This is a genomic window from Leptospira bandrabouensis (assembly GCF_004770905.1).
GTDB lineage: Bacteria > Spirochaetota > Leptospiria > Leptospirales > Leptospiraceae > Leptospira_A > Leptospira_A bandrabouensis.
Genome location: NZ_RQHT01000003.1, coordinates 136,715 through 153,159 on the forward strand (window position 1 = coordinate 136,715; position 16,445 = coordinate 153,159).

At 39.9% G+C, this 16,445-nt stretch carries 18 protein-coding genes; 13 read left to right on the forward strand and 5 right to left on the reverse strand.

Going from position 1 to position 16,445, the window contains the following annotated elements; translation table 11 throughout:
- From EHR07_RS01050 to EHR07_RS01060, 3 genes are all read left to right on the forward strand, one after another.
- Entirely contained in the window at nucleotides 1-954 is a 954-nt protein-coding gene (locus EHR07_RS01050; RefSeq protein ID WP_208739662.1) for an MBL fold metallo-hydrolase, read from the forward strand.
- Nucleotides 955-958: 4 nt separating this feature from the next.
- A complete protein-coding gene (locus EHR07_RS01055; protein ID WP_135743359.1) occupies nucleotides 959-3,376 on the forward strand; it encodes a penicillin-binding protein 1A in 2,418 nt (805 codons plus the stop codon).
- A gap of 353 nt (nucleotides 3,377-3,729) precedes the next feature.
- Nucleotides 3,730-4,170 carry a tetratricopeptide repeat protein gene (locus EHR07_RS01060; protein WP_135743360.1) on the forward strand — a complete coding sequence of 147 codons (441 nt, stop codon included), beginning with the start codon at nucleotides 3,730-3,732 and terminating at the stop codon, nucleotides 4,168-4,170.
- A gap of 56 nt (nucleotides 4,171-4,226) precedes the next feature.
- Here EHR07_RS01060 and EHR07_RS01065 read toward each other — a convergent pair whose 3' ends face one another.
- The 3 genes from EHR07_RS01065 to sppA are packed head-to-tail and all read right to left on the reverse strand — an operon-like array spanning nucleotide 4,227 to nucleotide 7,364.
- Nucleotides 4,227-4,949: a hypothetical protein gene (locus EHR07_RS01065; RefSeq protein ID WP_238733658.1), complete on the reverse strand. Its 723-nt coding sequence runs from the start codon at nucleotides 4,947-4,949 to the stop codon at nucleotides 4,227-4,229.
- Entirely contained in the window at nucleotides 4,918-6,345 is a 1,428-nt protein-coding gene (locus tag EHR07_RS01070; protein WP_135743361.1) for an MBOAT family O-acyltransferase, read from the reverse strand. Before EHR07_RS01070 ends, EHR07_RS01065 begins: the two co-directional genes overlap by 32 nt.
- A 20-nt stretch (nucleotides 6,346-6,365) precedes the next feature.
- On the reverse strand, nucleotides 6,366-7,364 hold the full coding sequence (gene sppA, locus EHR07_RS01075) for a signal peptide peptidase SppA (protein WP_135743362.1): 999 nt from the start codon (nucleotides 7,362-7,364) through the stop codon (nucleotides 6,366-6,368).
- 55 nt (nucleotides 7,365-7,419) lie between these two features.
- Between sppA and EHR07_RS01080 the strand changes: the two genes are divergently transcribed.
- Nucleotides 7,420-8,316: an aldose 1-epimerase gene (locus tag EHR07_RS01080; protein ID WP_135743363.1), complete on the forward strand. Its 897-nt coding sequence runs from the start codon at nucleotides 7,420-7,422 to the stop codon at nucleotides 8,314-8,316.
- Nucleotides 8,317-8,373: 57 nt separating this feature from the next.
- Complete coding sequence (locus tag EHR07_RS01085; RefSeq protein ID WP_002973090.1) at nucleotides 8,374-8,583, forward strand: hypothetical protein; 210 nt, start codon at nucleotides 8,374-8,376, stop codon at nucleotides 8,581-8,583.
- Here the strand turns inward: EHR07_RS01085 and EHR07_RS01090 are convergent.
- Nucleotides 8,534-9,382 (reverse strand): hypothetical protein, encoded by an 849-nt coding sequence (locus EHR07_RS01090; RefSeq protein WP_135743364.1) that lies wholly within the window; start codon nucleotides 9,380-9,382, stop codon nucleotides 8,534-8,536. The two genes, EHR07_RS01085 and EHR07_RS01090, sit on opposite strands and share 50 nt — an antisense overlap.
- Before the next feature lie 34 nt (nucleotides 9,383-9,416).
- Between EHR07_RS01090 and EHR07_RS01095 the strand changes: the two genes are divergently transcribed.
- From EHR07_RS01095 to EHR07_RS01115, 5 genes are all read left to right on the forward strand, one after another.
- Nucleotides 9,417-10,181, forward strand: a complete 765-nt coding sequence (locus EHR07_RS01095; protein WP_135743365.1) for an LOG family protein — start codon at nucleotides 9,417-9,419, stop codon at nucleotides 10,179-10,181.
- A gap of 18 nt (nucleotides 10,182-10,199) precedes the next feature.
- Nucleotides 10,200-10,484, forward strand: coding sequence for a 50S ribosomal protein L28 (gene rpmB, locus EHR07_RS01100; protein ID WP_002973139.1), 285 nt, complete (start codon nucleotides 10,200-10,202; stop codon nucleotides 10,482-10,484).
- 22 nt (nucleotides 10,485-10,506) lie between these two features.
- Nucleotides 10,507-11,148: an endonuclease III gene (gene nth, locus EHR07_RS01105; RefSeq protein WP_135743366.1), complete on the forward strand. Its 642-nt coding sequence runs from the start codon at nucleotides 10,507-10,509 to the stop codon at nucleotides 11,146-11,148.
- Between the two features lie 802 nt (nucleotides 11,149-11,950).
- Nucleotides 11,951-12,859 carry a UbiA-like polyprenyltransferase gene (locus EHR07_RS01110; protein WP_135743367.1) on the forward strand — a complete coding sequence of 303 codons (909 nt, stop codon included), beginning with the start codon at nucleotides 11,951-11,953 and terminating at the stop codon, nucleotides 12,857-12,859.
- The gene (locus tag EHR07_RS01115; RefSeq protein WP_135743368.1) at nucleotides 12,859-13,455 is read left to right on the forward strand and encodes a UbiX family flavin prenyltransferase; all 597 of its coding nucleotides are present in this window, start codon (nucleotides 12,859-12,861) and stop codon (nucleotides 13,453-13,455) included. Before EHR07_RS01110 ends, EHR07_RS01115 begins: the two co-directional genes overlap by 1 nt.
- Here EHR07_RS01115 and EHR07_RS01120 read toward each other — a convergent pair.
- Nucleotides 13,439-13,852 carry an acyl-CoA thioesterase gene (locus EHR07_RS01120; protein ID WP_135657887.1) on the reverse strand — a complete coding sequence of 138 codons (414 nt, stop codon included), beginning with the start codon at nucleotides 13,850-13,852 and terminating at the stop codon, nucleotides 13,439-13,441. The two genes, EHR07_RS01115 and EHR07_RS01120, sit on opposite strands and share 17 nt — an antisense overlap.
- A gap of 66 nt (nucleotides 13,853-13,918) precedes the next feature.
- Between EHR07_RS01120 and pyrB the strand changes: the two genes are divergently transcribed.
- The 3 genes from pyrB to EHR07_RS01135 are packed head-to-tail and all read left to right on the forward strand — an operon-like array spanning nucleotide 13,919 to nucleotide 16,422.
- Nucleotides 13,919-14,851, forward strand: coding sequence for an aspartate carbamoyltransferase (gene pyrB, locus EHR07_RS01125; RefSeq protein WP_135743369.1), 933 nt, complete (start codon nucleotides 13,919-13,921; stop codon nucleotides 14,849-14,851).
- Complete coding sequence (locus tag EHR07_RS01130; RefSeq protein ID WP_135743370.1) at nucleotides 14,844-15,212, forward strand: DUF2203 domain-containing protein; 369 nt, start codon at nucleotides 14,844-14,846, stop codon at nucleotides 15,210-15,212. Before pyrB ends, EHR07_RS01130 begins: the two co-directional genes overlap by 8 nt.
- A complete protein-coding gene (locus tag EHR07_RS01135; protein WP_135743371.1) occupies nucleotides 15,196-16,422 on the forward strand; it encodes an LL-diaminopimelate aminotransferase in 1,227 nt (408 codons plus the stop codon). The genes EHR07_RS01130 and EHR07_RS01135 overlap by 17 nt, the downstream gene beginning before the upstream one ends.
- Nucleotides 16,423-16,445: the final 23 nt, after the last annotated feature.

The following is a 16,445-nucleotide window of genomic DNA, read 5'->3' on the forward strand; positions in this document are numbered from 1 at the left end:
GTGATTGTGCAACTCTACGGAGTCCGCGGCTCTATAGCGAGTCCCCTCCGAAATCAAGACTACCGCAAAAAAATTATCGATATCCTGGACCTCTACAAACAAACAGGGGCTGGTATATCGGCGGATGAATTTTGGCAAGATCTTCCATACCACCTTAAATTTGTCACGGGATCTGACACCACTTGCGTTTCTGTCACAGACGATGAGGGGGAAGTCTATGTTTTGGACATGGGAACGGGGCTTCGGAATTTGGGAGATGAACTTGTCTCCGATTATCTCTCTAATAAGTTAAAAAAGACGGTTTCATTTTTCATCACACATACCCATTGGGATCATATCCAAGGCCTTCCTTTTTTCAAACCCATCTATTTCCCCGATTTCCACCTCAATTTTTATTCTCCTTATTCGGATTTGGAGTCCAGACTCCAAAGACAACAGGAACCTGAATTTTTTCCAGTGCCTCTGGATGGAACGGGATCTGCCAAAGACTTCAAATTATTTTTTCCTGGGGATGTTTTAGAATTTGGTTCGGGGATGAAGGTGGAATGTTATCCCTTAAAACATCCTGGTGGGTCTTTTGCTTATAAATTCACTAACCGTGCGGGGAAAATTTTTATTTTTGCTACCGACGCCGAGTTTACCGGTGCAGATATGGATTTAATCCATGAGTGTTATCCATTTTTTGCGGAAGCTGATTTACTCATCCTCGACACACAATACACGTTAGACGAATCATTTTCTAAGTTTGATTGGGGACATACTGCCTACACTATGTCTGTCAACTGTGCTACATCTTGGAAGGTAAAAAACTTAGTTTTAACCCACCATGAACCAAGTTATTCCGATGAAAAAATTTACGAAATTTATAATGATGCCAAACTCCACAAAGAACAGTTGGGCGAAAAAAAATTAAAAATTCATTTAGCTAGGGAAGGGTTACGCTTCCACCTATAATACCATGAACAAAGAAAAAACACTTCGAATCACAATCACTACTTTCTTTACCATAGCTCTTTTTGGCGGTTTGTTTTTTGGATACATTCTTTCTGAGGTAAACAAAGGAAAGGAGTTACAAAAGTTGGCATCATACCAACCAACCACTCCTACCAAACTTTACGATTCGAATGGGGTCTTGTTTGCAGAACTGTATCGTCACAAACAAGAACTACTAAAATACAGTGACATTCCTCCCCATGTGATTCATGCTTTTTTATCTGTAGAAGATGATAACTTTTTTAATCACTTTGGAATTGATTTTTTGGCCATCGTTCGCGCGGCAATTAAAAACGTATTTGCCGGACGAATTGTACAAGGTGGATCTACACTCACCCAACAGTTGGCAAAAACAATCTTACAACAAAGGAAAAAAACTTTTGGTCGTAAGTTTTTAGAAGCTCTCCTCACCTTACAAATTGAACAAGAATATACCAAAGAAGAAATTTTAGAAATCTATTTTAACTTAATTTATTTGGGGCATGGAACCACCGGTCTTTCCTCTGCTGCCAATGTGTATTTCCAAAAAGATGTCAGAGACTTAAGTATCGCGGAAGCGGCCATGCTTGCAAGACTTCCGAAAGCACCTGTAACTTATTCCCCGTTCAAAAACCCAAAAGAAGCAAAACAAGCCCACCTTGTGGTTTTAGGACTGATGGCAAAAAATGGATTTATCCCGAAAGACCAAGTCCAAAAAATCCACGATGATTTTTGGGAAAGATACTGGCCTGTGGTCATCACACAATCTCCTTCGCGTTCTACTTGGGGGGCAAAACTCAATAGAGCTCCTTACTTTACAGAGTGGGTGCGCCAAATCCTAGAAAAGGAACTTGGGGAAGAGGCGTTGTATACTGGGGGACTTCGCGTTTACACAACCCTTGATGTCCGAAAACATGAGATTGCTGAAGAAGAACTGAGAAAAGGACTGATTGAACAGGATAAATCCGCTTTTGGTGCAAACTTCCGTTATGCGGGAAGGGCCGACCGTGGCCTTGTTTCTTTATACAATCTGTTTGGTTCAATTTTCCCCGTGGGAGTTCCCTACGTTACTAGTTTGGATGATAGACAAGTATTTCGTCTTCATTTAGAAAAAGAAATGGCACCTGCTTTAGAACTTTTGACAGACTTTACACCGTCCGAAAACGAAAGTGCAGCAGTTAAAGAATTCCAAAGATCCTCACTTGTATTCTCTTCCAACTTACACGTAGAAGGTGCCATTGTCACAATTGACCACCAAACAGGTTATATCCAAACGATGGTAGGTGGTTCTAGGTTCTCACCAAAAAATCAGTTTAACCGAGCTATGCAAGCAAGACGCCAAACGGGTTCTGCTTTCAAACCGTTTGTTTATGCGGCAGCCATCCAAAATAGGGCAGTGGGTTCTGGGACAGGAATTATGGATGCCCCTCTCACCACAATCACCGAAGAAGGGGAAGGATATTCTCCGCAAGATATCTCTGGGGATTTTAGAGGAATGGTTCCACTTTCTCGTGCTTTATCATTATCATTAAATATTGTTTCTGTTCAGGTGCTGATGAGAACAGGAACCGATGCTGTCATTGATTTTGCCTCTAAAGTCACAAAGGCCAATAAAGCTAGGTTCCCTACAGGGCCTGCTTTGGCACTCGGTGTGGCTGAACTCACTCCTTATGAGATGGCTTTAGGGTATTCCATTTTAGCAAATAAAGGTAAAGATGTAATTCCATTTAGTGTTCGTTATGTGCTAAACCAAAGTGGTACTGTTGTTTATAATAAAGAAAAGGAAGTTCAGGAAACTCTTGCCGAAGAAGCCAAAAACGGTACGATCCAAATCATTCCGGAAGCCACAGCTTATATCATTAAACAAATGTTGATTGGTGTTGCTATGGGGGGAACTCCCACCCAAGCTCTTCGTGCCGCAGACAAAGGAAATTATAAGGGAGAGTCAGGTGGAAAAACTGGATCAACTTCTTCTTATACCAATGTTTGGTATGCAGGTTTCGATCCGAAATTTACTTCTGTTGTTTGGATGGGATTTGATAAATCCTCTCTTTCTCTTGGAAAAGGTGTGACGGCCGCTGGTGTGGCGGCACCGATTTGGGGGAAAATGTATTCACGTTGGTATAATGAGGGTCCCTATCCTGTTTTTTATCCGAATGGAAAAGCGGAAGAGATTCCGGCAGACGTGGTAAAGGGTGCCACTTGTGCGTTTAACGGTCTCAGTCCAGGACCTAACTGTCCATTGACGGGGAATTTATTTTTAAAACCGATTACCATTGCAGGTCGCACCTTAGCTGTCCCTGGTGGCCGTCAGTGTGATGGGGACAGGGACCACTACCGTTCCATGGATCTCACCGACTTTCTCCAAAGAGAACTCGAAATCTCGGATGAGGAATTAAAATAAGTTTTTCATCCTCAATTTTAGGCAAAGGGCCCTCCTCGAAAAATACTAGAGAGGAGGGAGTGATTAAAGAATAGCCTACCTTTTTCTCTTAAAATCTTCTAAAACTTCTAATTTCTAACGGATCAAACGGAACTTTAAAAGCCGGGATCGATTTTCCGCGCCGGTCGTTTCGTTTTGGCTCCAATTCTTTAGGCAATATATTTCCAAACCGACATTCTGCGTACATTTTAAGCAAATCTGCCTTCCTTTGATTCAGAAAATGGCCTTCCTTTGCCAATCTCTCCCCTTTTGGGCCATCTGCAGCTTGGCACGATAGTTGCATTAATGTAAGAGAACATTGGTTCGGAGGGAATATGAAAAAAACAATTCTAACCATTCTAGTTTTGGCACTTACGGCTTCGATCTCAGCTGGAGAGTCTTCCTTTATGAACGAAGACTTAGATTCCCTCATCAGCCAATACGACAAAGAAACTCTCACTGCGATTTCGAACGAACTCGTAAAATTAGCGAGTGAAGAAGAAGGGATGGGGGAGTTTGATTTAGCTTCTGGTCATTATACGCGCGCGATTAAAATCAGAGAAGCAATTGGAATGAATGAACACAAAAGTTTTGCTTCCATCCAATACTTGGCAAGTCTTGCTCATTCGAAAGCAGGGAATTTTTGTGAGGCATCCAGCTTTGCAAAAAAAGCAAGTGAAGGTTTTCGCCAACACGGAATTTCTAAATTTGAACATAAAGCAAACCTAGAACAAAAAGAATATGCTCGTGCCTGTGCGGTTGTGGCTTTTAAATAAAACTTATGGAATGATTCTTTCTAGAGATGGTTACCCTTTTTTGATTCTTCTTCGAATCAATCCAACTTCACGTGGTTGTACACGTGGGGTTGGAATTCTTTTTTCCCATACTTCAACCTAGCGATTTCGAACAAACTTGACTTAGTGTAGGGGAGGTCAGATTCCCAAGCGATTCCAAAGTTAGCTTCCGAATATCCTGATTCGTATTGTAAGGGATAAAGAGATTTCCCATCATAAAAATACAAAAGTGAATGGTTTAGGGTTTGTATATTTGTGTTGTTCGTTGATAGACAAGGTAAAGACAAAAACCAATTTTTTATTTGGGGAATGGATTTTGTATTTTCCTTGGAAGTACATTTTGATTCTGTAATCGTATTCGTTTTGAATAATACCCAATCTCCCGACTTTTCAAAGTTACCCTTACCTACTTTTTTGTGAAACTCCGAATGGTCTTCATAAACTTTCCATTCAACCCAAGTTTTGATAAACAAAGAGTTTGGTTGTAAATGGATTTCTTCTTTCCAAAACAACTGGAACTGTTTGGATCCAAAGGCAGATTTTTTTTCTGTAGGTCGAATGTAGTGTCCGAGTAAAATTTTTTCGTCCCTTGGATAGTCCGTCGGAAGAGTCCGGATCCATTCCATTTTTGGTGTACATTCAAGATTAAAGAGGAATAAAAAACCGAAAAGAACACCAATGATTCTTTTCGGCCTGGTGAGTTTAAACCCACTTCTTCGCAGTGAGGATTTAAAATTGGAAGTAGATAAAATCTTGTCCACCGTCTCCAAAAATTCCCAGCAATAACAGGATGACTACTGAGAGAAAAGGAAGTAAGATATTTTGGTAGGGTTTTAATTTCTCATAAACAAGGTTGGAATGTTGGAACCAGTTAAACATCAGTCCCAAGGCAATGAAGGTGGGGAGTTCATCCACACGACTTAAGGTTTCGCCGGTATTTCGGAATGTCAGAACACCTTTAAAAATTTCAAAGGCTACATTCATTGATTCCTCACCCCTCGCGGCAGCTCGGAAAAAAACGCCAGAAAAGGAGAAGGCAATAAAGATCACTACCGTTCGAAAGATTCCCACTAAGGGAATGGAATCGGGTAAAAGTTTCTTTTTGCCTCGACCCAGATACAATGACCTTTCAATCCAAATCAACGCACCTAAATAGGCTCCCCAAAGAACAAAGGCCCAATTGGCCCCATGCCAAAGTCCGCCAAGACACATCGTAATGAAGGAGTTTACGTTGGAGCGAAAGATGGAACCTTTACTTCCACCGAGTGGAATATAAATATAATCACGTAACCAAGAAGAAAGAGTGATATGCCATCTAGACCAAAGTTCCCGGAAGGATTGGGAAAAAAATGGTCCTTGGAAGTTTTCTGGAATTTCATACCCAAGTAGGTTGGCAGAACCTCGGGCCATATCCGTGTATCCAGAAAAGTCACAATACACTTGTACGGCGAAAGCAAGCACACTAAAAAAGATAGAAAAACTATCGAATTTAGCTGGGTCCATATAGATGGGGGAAATGATAGGTGCTATATTTTCTGCAATGATGACCTTTTTAAAAAGACCACCAATGATCAGAAATAATCCTTTTTTCATCCGGTCTGAATCGATCGTAGGATGGTCAAGTTGCGGTAGGAAATCCTGAGACCGCATGATCGGACCTGCAATCAACTGTGGGAAAAACAGGATGAATAAAAAATAGTCCAAAGCGGACATTCTTTTTTCAATGATCCCTCTATGGATGTCCACTTGCACCGCAATGATCTGAAAGGTATAAAAACTAATGGCAAGAGGTAAAAATATACTCCAAGAACCTGCGATTTCTTTAAACGATGGATAACCAGTTAAGGAAAATAAGGAACCAGTGATAAAGTAAAAGTATTTAAAAAAACCTAAATTGATTAGGTTTAAAGCAACTATACTAAATAACAAATGGCTATATTTTTCGCCTTTGTCTTTTTTACGAAAGATCCATTCGCTAAACCCATAATTGACTAAAATAACAAGTAGGAAGTGGAACAAAAAAGGAAAACTGAAATAAGCATAGAATATTAAGGAAGAAATAACCAGCAGTGGTTTTCTTCCTTTTTGTGGAATATTCCAGTAAATTAAATACGTGAAAGCAAAAAGTAATAAATAGGGAATAGAGTTAAATAACATTGATTAGTTGGCCTTGAAATTTATAGATCCCAAAGATAAAGGAATTTCGCGTTTGTTCCTGTTCCAAGGATTTTATCAGCAATGCCTAAAGAAAAAGGATTTTTGTTTCCTTCTGTAGCTTGGTAGATATTTTCCACTCGGCCTTTTCCTCTTTGGTACGTAATGACACGAGGATTTCCTGAGCGATTGCCTTGAAATTTAGGGTGTTGCATCATTTGGTAAACAAAATCATCGAAGTATCCGATGAAATCAATCATCCCTTCTTTTTTGGCTTGTTCTGCTGTGAAAATTCTACCATCACAAATTTCTCTGAGGCGAGTTTCACCCACATTCGGTCTTCCTTTTTTTACAATGTCAAAAAAGCGACCATACAAACTATCAATGATGGATTGAAGGATTTTTCTTTGTTCCGCAGTCATTTCTGTTGTAGGAGAACCAAGTGCTTTGTTTGGGCCAGAAGTAAAAGACTGATCTTTGACTCCAATTTTATCCAGACCTTCTTTTACATTGATCCCAGACATGATAACACCAACTGAACCTGTAACAGTTGTTGGGTGAGCACCAATGGCATCGGTTGCCATTGCAATGTAGTAGGCTCCACTGGCAGCTGTATCCATAAATCCTGCAAATACAGGAATGGATTTTCTGTTTTTAAATTTCAAAACTTCTTGGTAAATGATGTCACTGGCAGTCACCGTTCCACCAGGAGAGTTGATTTTTAAAATCACACCTTTGACATCTGGATCTCGTTCTGCATATTTTAAGGACTCTTTGATCCTTGCCACCATGGATTCTGTAGGTGGACCAAAAAAGGAATCTTTGGATTCATCGGAAATCATTCCTTCTATAGAGATGATGACGATTTTTTCTTGATCCTTTCCAGCGATAAGTTTCTCTTCGAAATCAGCCTTGCCACTTTGCGGTAACAAGTTCATACTGTTCCCAATGACACAAGATTCGGCAAAAAGCACCGAAAGCAGAACGACAGAAACGAAAAGAAAAGACTTTCTTGAAGGCATACAAACCTTTCTAAGATCGCAAACTATGACTTCAATCATTTTTGGGAGATAAATCTTGTACCAATTGAAAACAAAACAGTCTTGTTTTGAAATCCACCCGACTGGTGGTGGCCAATGGCTTGGTTTATTCCTCCAGTCCCCCGTGGATGGGAAATCGGTTTCTGTTGTTTCGGGCCACAAGGCCCCCGATCCTTTTTTTGCTTCTGGTTCCTTTTTGATGTTTCCTTGGGTCAATCGACTGGAGCCGAACCCCTGGGCACGGGAACCATTTTATCCCAGCACCCATTGGCTGACTGACGGGAATGGAATCCCTTTACATGGGCTTTTTCACAACCTTCCCAGGCATTTGGTGAAAGAAAAAATCGGGGATAAAGAATCCTATGCCGAGTTTCTCATTGAAATTCCGGCATCTTGGAAAGGGACCTTACTTTCTAAAATCCAAGTAAAAGAATGTTATAGGCTTTTTTCTTCTGAGTTAAAAATCATCTACCTGCTCACAAACCAGTCCGATATCGAATTTCCTTTTGCATTAGGGATCCATCCTTATTTTCGTTGGAACGATGATGAGTCTATCGATGATCTTTTTTTATTTGGTTCTGGTTTTCATAGTGTAAAGTTAGGAGATTATCTTTTACCAGAAAAAATCCAGAACGAAGATATCTTACTGAATTCGGAAGAAACACTATCCGGAAAAAATTTAGATGATCTATATTTTGCAATCAACGGAACCAATTCTTATATTGGGCTTTTTTCTATGAATAAAAAAGAAAAACTTATCATTCAAGGTGGTGAGTTTTACCAAATATATACTCCACAAGATCGACGATCTATAGCGATTGAGCCTATGACAGGAACTGGGAATTTTTTACATTTCCCTGGTGGTAATCCTAAAACCATTGCACCTAATACGGAAAAACAGATAGAATTCTCCATTCGATTGGATCATTTTTAAAAAAATATAATCTCTTTATCGAACAATCTGTCTAACACCAGAGAGGTTAGATAAAAAATGTCAGATGCACTAGTGAATACATGCAAACAAATCAGTAAAAATCTGTTAGAGATCAAATATTTCGCTGAAAAGAAAAACACTAGCCGAACCTCTGTTTACCGAGCATTGCAAGATAAAAAAATCAATGAAGTTGTTATTGGTAAAAACTCTCGTTTTATCATTTTAGATGATTTAGCGAAGAAGTGGAAACCGGGTAGACAGTCCTAAATTCTAATTCCTTTTCAAAAAGATGATCCTCTCTCCATAAAGAGGGAGCATGTGAGTTCGTTAGATTCCAAATTTCCTCTGGAATTTGTTTTCTTATGGATTCGGGAAGGATTAACTCAAATCCCCAGTAAGGTAACAGGTATTCGTCGGTACTTTTTTCGAGTAAATACCCAAGAAAAGTATAAAACACTTTTCCTAAACTTTCGTCTGAATGTTTGTCTCGAGTTTTGATATATACTTCTGCAAACTTTGGGTATGGGAATTTAAATTCTTTTTTAGAAAATAGGTAGTGAATGGTTTTTAGATTCCCTGTGCGAAAGTAGAGTTTTTTTTCTCCTTCAAAAGAAAGTGGTAAAGCATTTGTGAAGAGATTTGATTCTAAATCCAACTCCATTCGCAATTTGATGTATCCTAAGTTCATCCATACAAGAGAGAGGGGAGAGTTCCCAAATTTTTTCCATTGATGGAAAATAGAGTTTGGCTTGGATTTTCTTTTTTGAGAAAAAAGTTTGTTTCGTAAAGATTCTGTTAGGTGATTTTTTTTGGATTCGCTAAATTGTTTTGGTAAAATCCAAAAATAGAGTCCTTCCCAGAACCTAAGACTTAAAATTAATTCTAATTCTAATTTAGAATGACCCAAGGCCAGAGGTTCTGTTTTCCAATCCAAAACCACCGCAGGACGTAGGAAAGGAAACCCCATACTTTCCCAATCCAAACCAATCTGTTTCAGATTTGTTTCTGTCATAGGGAGATGTTCTAGTGAAATCAGAAGTTTGAGTGTTTTTGGGAATTTCCGCATTTTTTATACCATTCGGTCGATCTATGATAACAAGATGAATGATTTAGCCTTTGAGAATCAAAGTTTTTTGTGGGGGAATGAAGCAGGCCCGATCCGAATCCTTTCCGAATACCTGCACCCTAAGGCAGAATTCCAGGAACATGGAATCACCGATACCATTGTGGTATTTGGATCTGCTAGAATTCCCTCCCCAGAATCACAAAAAAAGAATCCACCTTCCCCGTTAGAGTCGTTCGGTCATTATTATGAAGAAGCTCGTGAATTTTCCCGGCTGATTACAGAATGGGCAGAGGTTTTAAAACAGGAAATCCCAGATCGCAACTTACATATTTGTACAGGTGGGGGACCGGGAATTATGGAGGCGGGGAACCGTGGTGCCAAAGAGGCAGGTTCAAAATCTGTGGCACTCAACATTGTCCTTCCTCACGAACAACAACCGAATCCGTATGTAAACCCCGAGTTAACTTTTGAGTTTCATTACTTTTTTATGCGTAAACTTTGGTTTATGAAAACCTGTCGTGGGATGATTGCTTTTCCTGGTGGGTTTGGGACCTTTGATGAATTATTTGAAACTTTAACTCTTGTCCAGACGGGAAAAAAAAGTCGGATCCCCATCCTTTTGTATGGATCGAAGTTTTGGAATGAGGTCATCAATTTCAAAAAATTAGCAGAAATGCGACTGATTTCAGAAGAAGACCTACATCTTTTTGGATTTGCCGACAGTCCTGTAGAAGCCCTTCGATTCTTTCAGGAAAAGATTCGTTTCGAATTGACCCATTCTGAGGGTACAAAAACATAGCGAAACAAGGTAATAATTATGGCTAGAACATGTGTAGTAACCGGAAAAGGAACAACGGCAGGGAACAACGTATCCCATTCTCATAAAAAGAATCGCCGTATCTGGAAGGTGAATGTAATCACAAAGAAAATCTTTTTGGAAGATGAGAACCGTTGGGTTCGCGTTAAGATTTCTACACGTGCTTTAAGAACCCTTCGTAAAAAAGGTTTGAAAGTGGCTATCAAAGACCACGGCGGCGATATTTCTGCCATCACTCCAAAAAAATACGTTGGAATCACTCCCAAAGCACAACCAGCAGCTTAAATTTTTTTAGTTTGCTTCTGGATTGAAACAATCCAAAAAAACACCCAAAGTCACCGATGTCTACCGTCTCTTAGAGGCGGAGTTCGGTGCCGTAGAAACCCCCCTCACGTTTTCTAAACCTTATGAATTGGCCATTGCGGTCATTTTAAGTGCACAATGTACGGACGAACGTGTGAACCAAGTCACACCCGAACTCTTTCGCACCTTTCCCACACTTGAATCTTTTGCGAAGGCACCTATAACGGCCATTGAGAAAAAAATTTTCTCTACTGGGTTTTATAAAAACAAAGCCAAAAACATCCAAGGTTTTGCTCGGATGGTTCTTTCTGAATTTGGTGGTGAAATTCCAAAAACTATGGAAGAAGCCATCAAACTTCCTGGGTTTGGAAGAAAAACGGCCAATGTGGTTCTTGCAGAAATTTATGGAGTTGTAGAAGGATTTGTTGTGGATACCCATGTGAAACGACTCACCAAACGTTTGGGTTTTACAAACAAAACCGATCCCGTACAAATTGAACGGGAGATGATGAAAGTGACTCCTAAGGAGATTTGCCGAAACCTATCTCTGTACCTAATATTTCTCGGTCGTAAGTACTGCCAGGCTCGCCGGACATTTTGTTCGGATTGTCCTCTCTCTTCCCTATGTCCTTCGTTTTCGGAGTAGGTTTTTCTAATCCTTCTTCTGTTTCCGATTCCTTTCTTTGTTTCCAAGAACGATTTCTGTCTGTTAAATTAATGGATTCTAATTTATAATCCAAACGAATTAAGTTTCGTTTGCGAAAAAATAAATTTAAAGTGCCGAGTCTCCCATAATCTTTGGGACATTCAATTTGATGGACGTTGGACAAATAACGAAAGCGAGAGATAGGTTTTCCTTCTACAAGTAGGAAGAGGGGAAGTTCTGGGTGGTTTTGCCAAGGAAGGAGAGGAATTTTGGTTTCATCGTCTGCACTGACATAAACAATCCAACCATCGTAGTCTTCGATATTTTTAACATCAATGAGTTCTTGGATGGAACCTAAACCAAGTTTTACGGGACCGTGGTTCATTTCTTTGGATTTTCCAAGGGTAAATCCATCAAAAGGAAATTCGAGTGGTTTGTCTTTGGGACTAAAAGGGTACAACATGTACCCTTTCCCACGTTTTAAATCCAAATCCATTTTTTCTCTTTCTACGAAGCCGAGGAGAGCACTGAGACCCCCTCTGCCTTCTGCATCCATTTGAGTAAAGAGTTCTTTCCCACAATGGAAAAAAATCCGTAAAGGTCTGTCTTCCAAACTTGGGTGCGCACTGATTGCGGTCACCAAAAGAAAAATTCCAAATGTAATGGAAGATATGGGGAATCGCACAAGAAAAGAAAGACGGATATTCATAAATTAAGACCTTGGTACTAGGAACGGAAGAAATCCATTCGGAATGAACCAAAAAACCTTTTATCTGTCTAAACTAAGGGCAGAAAGGATGTTATGAACTTCTTAAAAAACCTAGTCCTCTACGCTAAAATGGTCAAATTTTCTCACACACTCTTTGCCTTGCCCTTTGCAGGGATTAGTTTCCTGCTAGCCTACCTAGAATCCACTTTGGATACGGGGGACTTACTCCGAATCGGGGCACTAGTCCTCGTTTGTATGGTCAGTGCACGGAGTGCGGCAATGGGTTTCAATCGATATGTGGATTCGGAAATTGATGAAAAAAACCCCCGCACCCAAAACAGGGAAATTCCTTCGGGAAAAATTTCCAAACTTTCGGCCCTTCTCTTTATTGGTTTATCTGCTTTTATTTTTATCTTCGCGAGTTTTTTTGTAAACAAACTGGCCTTCCTACTTTCCTTCCCGGCTCTTTTTGTTTTATTTCTGTATTCACTGACAAAACGTTTTACCCTTTTTTGCCATTTGGTATTAGGATTTGCTATTTCCATGGCACCACTTGGCGCTTGGATTGCCATTACTGAAACTATCAATATCATTCCTGTTTTGTTTTCGATAGGTTTGTTATTTCATATTTCCGCATTTGATGTGTTATATGCAATCCAGGATATGGATTTTGATGCCAAAGAAAAACTTCATAGTATTCCTGCTAAACTTGGTGAGAACAAATCCCGAATCATTGCTATCATTTTGCATACTTTGTCTTTGGTGTTTTTTATATTAGCTGGAACCAATGCCGAGTTAGGATTTATGTATTTTTTCATCCTTTCTGTGATTGGCATTTTGATTATGTATGAACACAAAATTTCCTTTAAATACAAAGGAAAAGATTTACCTCTTATTTTTTTCCAAATCAATTCTTGGATCAGTGTAGTATTATTTCTCGCCATTTTATTTGATAAGTGGAACGAGTTTTTATTAAAAATTTCATCGGGTATAAGTTTTTAATGAAACTTGTTGTTGGACTTGCCGGTGCCAGTGGCAGTATTTATGCGGCAAGGTTCCTCCGTGCTCTCTATGAATTGGAAGGGGAAACTTACATCACAGCAAGTCCTGCGGCGTTACGGATTTTTTCCGAAGAGTATGAGACAAAGGTGGAGTCTGTTGAAGAGATTCTTTCTTTTGTAGAATCCAAATGGAAACCACAAACCAAACATAAGTTTCATGTTCGTAATTTTTTTGATATTGGATCTGATATTGCGAGTGGTTCGAACACTTGGGATGGAATGGTTGTAATCCCTTGCAGTATGAAGACAGTAGCATCTATGTCGCAAGGACTCACGGAAAATTTAATTGAAAGAGCCGCCGATGTTTCGCTGAAAGAACGAAGGAGACTCATTGTAGTCCCAAGGGAAACTCCTTATAACCGCATTCATCTTAAAAATCTTTTAAATTTAGATGAAGCAGGAGCAATTATTCTTCCTGCTTCCCCTGGATTTTATCAAATGCCAAAAACATTAGACGACTTGGGAGATTTTATCGCAGGAAGGATCCTCGGACTTCTTGGGGTGAACCAAACACTCTTTCCTAAGTGGTTGGGGTAAAGTTTCTAAAGTAAGCTGTTGGTTTCCCATTGTCACCTAAACATACATAGGTGATATCACTTTCGATCACAGCAGACATTTTTCCTGTTTGGGGATTGTTTGTAATGGCCAAAGTCCGGGAAGTCACAGAAGATTTTCCGTATTTTACGATTTTTCCGTAGATTTGAATGATATCTCCGGCACGAGCAGGGGATCGAAACACCACATTGTCCATACTCATGGTGACAATATTGGTATAACGAATTTTATTCATCACATACATTGCCATTCCCTCATCGATCCAGGAGAGCATTTTTCCCCCAAAAAGATTGTTATGGTAGTTCAAATCGTCAGGTTGGACCAGATGTTGGGTGACCAGTTCCATATCGCGAAGTTTGTTCTGAATCGTATCGACCATAAATACCAAAAAATATGTTTTCGATTTATTCGATACCAAAAACCCTAGAGAAAAGATTTCCGACTTATGTACTCCTATTCCCACAAAAACATCTTAGACACCTTACAATTTTCCAAAGAAGACCTGAATTTCCTCATCGAAAAAACCAACCGTATGAGTGTCCTACACGAAACGGGAGAGGCCTTCGGTATCCTAAACGGGAAACTCCTGGCTTCTTTATTTTTCGAAGCCAGTACCCGAACCAGGATGAGTTTTGAAGCGGCTATGGAAAGGTTGGGAGGGAGACTGATCTCAACCGTCGGATTTCAATTTTCCTCCATCTCGAAGGGAGAAACTCTCTACGATACCATGAAGATGATTGAAGCGTATGTGGACATTGCTGTCATTCGCCATCCCGTAGAAGGATCTTCTCGAATCGCAGCAGGTGCTGTGAATATTCCTGTGATCAATGCAGGAGATGGTGCCGGCCAACACCCTACCCAAGCCCTTCTGGATTTATACACCATTGTATCCGAAAAAGGAAAAATCGATGGTTTAAACATTGCATTTATTGGGGATTTAAAGTATGGACGCACCATCCATTCTCTCATCAATCTCTTAAGACATTACCCAGTACATTTGTATCTCATAAGCCCGGAAGAGTTAAGGCTACCCGAAAAATACAAAAAAAACTTAGAAGGTTTTCCTATGACTTGGGAAGAAACCACCGACATCAAAGCATTTTGGGATGCGGATGTTGCTTATGTGACAAGGATCCAAGAAGAACGTTTCCCGGATCATAGAGAATATGAAAAATTAAAAGATATCTACAAGGTGAATAAGGAATTGGTTCTTGCTTCTAAAAAAGACACAACCATTCTGCACCCACTCCCTAGGGTGAATGAACTTTCTACAGATATTGATGATCTTCCCAATGCAGCATACTTCCGTCAGGCGAAATATGGTGTGGTTGTTCGTATGGCCTTACTTTGTCTCAGTCTCGGAGTGAAATTTGACTAAAAAGATTTGGACTTTAACGGAAGCAAGAGAAGTCCTACCACTTGTGCGAGACATTACAAGGGAATACTATTTAAGAGCCAGTATTCTTGCTGATGATGTTCGTAACAAAATGTTACCAGAAAATGTTTTAGAATCAAAAGAAGATGAAATTAGTGAAATTGTAAAACATTGGACAAACGAAATTTTGGCAATGCATATCGATGTCAAAGGTTTGTGGTTGGTAGATTTTGACCACGGCAGCGGTTTTTACTGTTGGACCTGGGGCGAAGAAGACGTGTTATACGAACACGGTTATCATGAAGGATTTAGATCGAGAAAACTCATAGAGGAAAATAAAGAAGAAGATGACTCAGATAAATGAAAACTATTTAAAATTGAAAGCAGGATATTTATTCCCTGAAATTGGAAGAAGGGTAAAGGCTTATTCAGAAGCCAACCAAAACGCAAAAATCATTCGCCTTGGGATTGGCGATGTGACTTTACCACTCGCTCCAACGATTGTGAATGCAATGGTGGAAGCTGCCAAAGAGATGGGAAGTTCCGCCGGTTTTCATGGGTATGGCCCAGAACAAGGATATTCTTTTCTCATCCAAAAAATCATTGCTCATGATTATACGGCCCGTGGAGTTCAAATTGCAGAAGACGAAGTATTTGTCTCTGACGGATCCAAATGTGACTGCGGAAACATTCAAGAAATCTTTTCTTTAGATAGTAAAATCGCCGTGGTGGATCCCGTGTATCCGGTGTATGTGGATACAAACGTGATGGCAGGTCGTACGGGAGAAGTGGGTTCAGACGGAAGGTATGCGAATATCATTTATATGCCTGCCACAGAAGAAAATAATTTTGAACCAGACTTTCCAAAAGAAAAACCAGATATCATTTATCTATGTTACCCGAATAACCCAACCGGAATGGTGGCAACTAAGGCGCGTCTTACGGAATGGGTGAACTTCGCTAAAAAAATTGGTAGTATCATTCTATATGATTCGGCTTATGAATCTTTCATTCAAGATCCAGAAATTCCCAAATCCATTTATGAAATTCCTGGTGCTAAAGAAGTGGCTATGGAATTTAGATCTTTTTCTAAAACCGCTGGATTTACAGGAACACGTTGTGCCTACCTTGTGATTCCGAAAGACCTAAAAGGAAAAACCAAAGCAGGGGAAGAAATCAGTTTCAATTCTCTTTGGAATCGTCGCCACACCACCAAATTTAATGGAGTGTCTTATGTGACTCAAAAAGGAGCAGAGGCAGTGTTTTCGGTACAAGGCCAAGTGGAGATCAAAGAACAAATTTCCTACTATATGCAAAATGCAAAACTCATCCGAGAAGGTTTGGCGACGGCAGGATACACCGTATTTGGTGGAACGAACGCTCCTTACATTTGGTTAAAAACTCCGAAAGGTCTCAAATCTTGGGAATTTTTTGACGAACTTCTGGGAAAAGCTCAAGTGGTGGGAACTCCTGGATCGGGATTTGGGCCGGCTGGAGAAGGGTATTTCCGACTTTCTGCCTTCGGAAAGCGGGAAGATGTGATTTCTGCGATAGAACGAATCCAAAAAATGTAAAATTTAGTCCTGGTTTTTCCCGT